This window comes from Aquimarina sp. RZ0 (genome assembly GCF_008370685.1).
Lineage (GTDB): Bacteria > Bacteroidota > Bacteroidia > Flavobacteriales > Flavobacteriaceae > Aquimarina.
Map to the genome: position 1 here is coordinate 1 of NZ_VTZU01000116.1, position 2,290 is coordinate 2,290.

Genomic DNA, 2,290 nt, shown 5'->3' on the forward strand with positions numbered 1-2,290 from the left:
TTTTTCCTTTCTACTTCGTTTAAAAAATAAACCGTAGCTATAGCTATGCTTGATTTTTTTGCCTTGCATAAAGAAAAAATAATTCAATGAATTTATACGAATTTTTTAATCACAAATCGTATAACTCTGTTGGAAATAATGGTCAAGGAGTACGACAAAATGAAAATGTAGATACCGAAAATAAATTATCAAATGGAAATATTGGTTGGATTGCAAAAGGAGAATTGCTTGAATATACAATTAATGTAACTGAAGCTAATAACTATACGATTACAGCTCTGGTAGCTTCTTCTGGAAATAACGGAAAATTTCATATCGAATTTAATGGAGTTGATAGAACAGGGATTCAATCTATTGGTTCAACTGGAAACTGGGACACTTTTGCTCCATTAGTTATTGCAAATATTTCTTTAGATGCAGGAAAACAAGTGATGCGTATTTATATGGATGAAGGCGGTTTTAATCTTGGTTCATTGAACTTAGAGAAACAGGAACAGATTTTATCTAATACAATACCTTCGATTGATCAAGCTGGATCAGATATCAAAGTATACCCTAATCCATCATTTGATAAATTCTCTATTCAAGGGCTAGAAAATAGTAACTATGATATCCGATTAATGGGAGTTTCAGGAAATTTATTAATAAGAAAACAACTACAACAAGGAAATACTACTGATGCTATTAATGTTTCTCAATTGGCTAGAGGTTTATATCTTCTGCATATCCTGAATAAGGATACAAATAATGTTTATACTAAAAAGTTACAAGTTGTAAAATAGTAAGAAACACATAATCTGTATATTCTAGTATCTGATAAAATAGCCTTACATATTTAAGGCTATTTTATCAGATACTAAATTAAAAAATTGAATAATTATATTTAAGTGATTTTAACAATATAACTTCTAAGTTTAGTAATTTCTGGATGTGAATCACGCTAGAAAATCGATATTAAATTAATCTAGCTAACCACTCTTTAAACTGATGAAAATTCTGTGGAGCTACGCCATGACCCACAGGAAATTCCTGTAATGAAGTTTTAATACCTACTGTGGCGAGTTTTACTGGAGCTTTACGAGCCCAGTCTACAGGAATTACCTGATCTATATTACCATGTGAACAATAAAGATTGAGATTAGAAAAATCATTTGATTCATAACCTTCTGCAAGGATATCTTCATTAAGATATCCACTTAGAGCGATTACATTATTAATTTTTTCAGGGTAGGAGAGTGCTACAGCATAACTTAGAATAGCACCTTGACTAAAACCTAATAGCGTTACATTATCAGCGTCCAGATTGTATGCCGTCACAGCCTCATCAATAAAAGAAGCTATTTTATCTCGTGATTCAATAGCCTGAGCGTCATCACTAAACTTACCCTCTGCGGCATCAAAGTAGATAGCATACCACGCATTGCCATATGGTTGTATAGGATAAGGGGCTCTTACAGAGATAATACACAATGTTTCTGGTAACTCCGGTGCAAAAGAAAATAAATCATTTTCATCACTGCCATATCCATGAAACATAAATAAAACAGGTGTTTTTTCTTTTTTGCTAGTGGGTTCTTTAATAATATGATATAGTGATAATGTTTGAGTTTCCATATATGTTTTATTATGTTTTGCCGGGGTTATCGAACTTTTATTTTAGCTGTAAATGTATACGATCATCATGCTTTACGGCTTGACATCCCTAAAACTTTATTTTAATACTTTTTATATCTAATCAATTTTTTAGATGAGGATCTATAAATGCTTTTGTAACCTATTTTTGATTTACAATTGCCAAAAGTAAATCTTTTGCAGCTTTTTTAGAAAACTTCAACCTATTATTTGAGGATCATACTGCCAATATCTTTTTTCTGTACAAGCTTCTGATAATATTTTTGATGCTTAAGGTTTTTATACGATTTATAACTAAAAATTTCGCATATTCATCGTTTCTTTTTCCTTTCTACTTCGTTTAAAAAATAAACCGTAGCTATAGCTATGCTTGATTTTTTTGCCTTGCATAAAGAAAAAATAATTCAATGAATTTATACGAATTTTTTAATCACAAATCGTATTATAACCCAATAGCCTATAAAAACAGCTCGTTTATTAGAAAGCTTTCCTCGCGGATCGTTATAAACAGGTGAGAGATCGATCTTTTCTAAGAGTATGTTTAAAAACCCTTCTGCCTGCTGGTCATTACTTTGACAACCTTGACTTTACTTCAAATAAACAACATATCTCGATATGTCGTCGATTTGAAGTGTCGTCAGAACACCAAACTACTGAC

Annotated in this window: 2 protein-coding genes; one reads left to right on the forward strand and one right to left on the reverse strand. The window is 31.3% G+C overall.

The features are described from left to right. Positions 1 to 86 precede the first annotated feature (86 nt). Positions 87 to 782, forward strand: coding sequence for a carbohydrate-binding protein (locus F0000_RS25490; protein ID WP_149627533.1), 696 nt, complete (start codon positions 87 to 89; stop codon positions 780 to 782). Between the two features lie 172 nt (positions 783 to 954). Here the strand turns inward: F0000_RS25490 and F0000_RS25495 are convergent, their stop codons facing one another. After that, positions 955 to 1,614 carry an alpha/beta hydrolase gene (locus tag F0000_RS25495; RefSeq protein ID WP_149627534.1) on the reverse strand — a complete coding sequence of 220 codons (660 nt, stop codon included), beginning with the start codon at positions 1,612 to 1,614 and terminating at the stop codon, positions 955 to 957. Positions 1,615 to 2,290 lie beyond the last annotated feature (676 nt).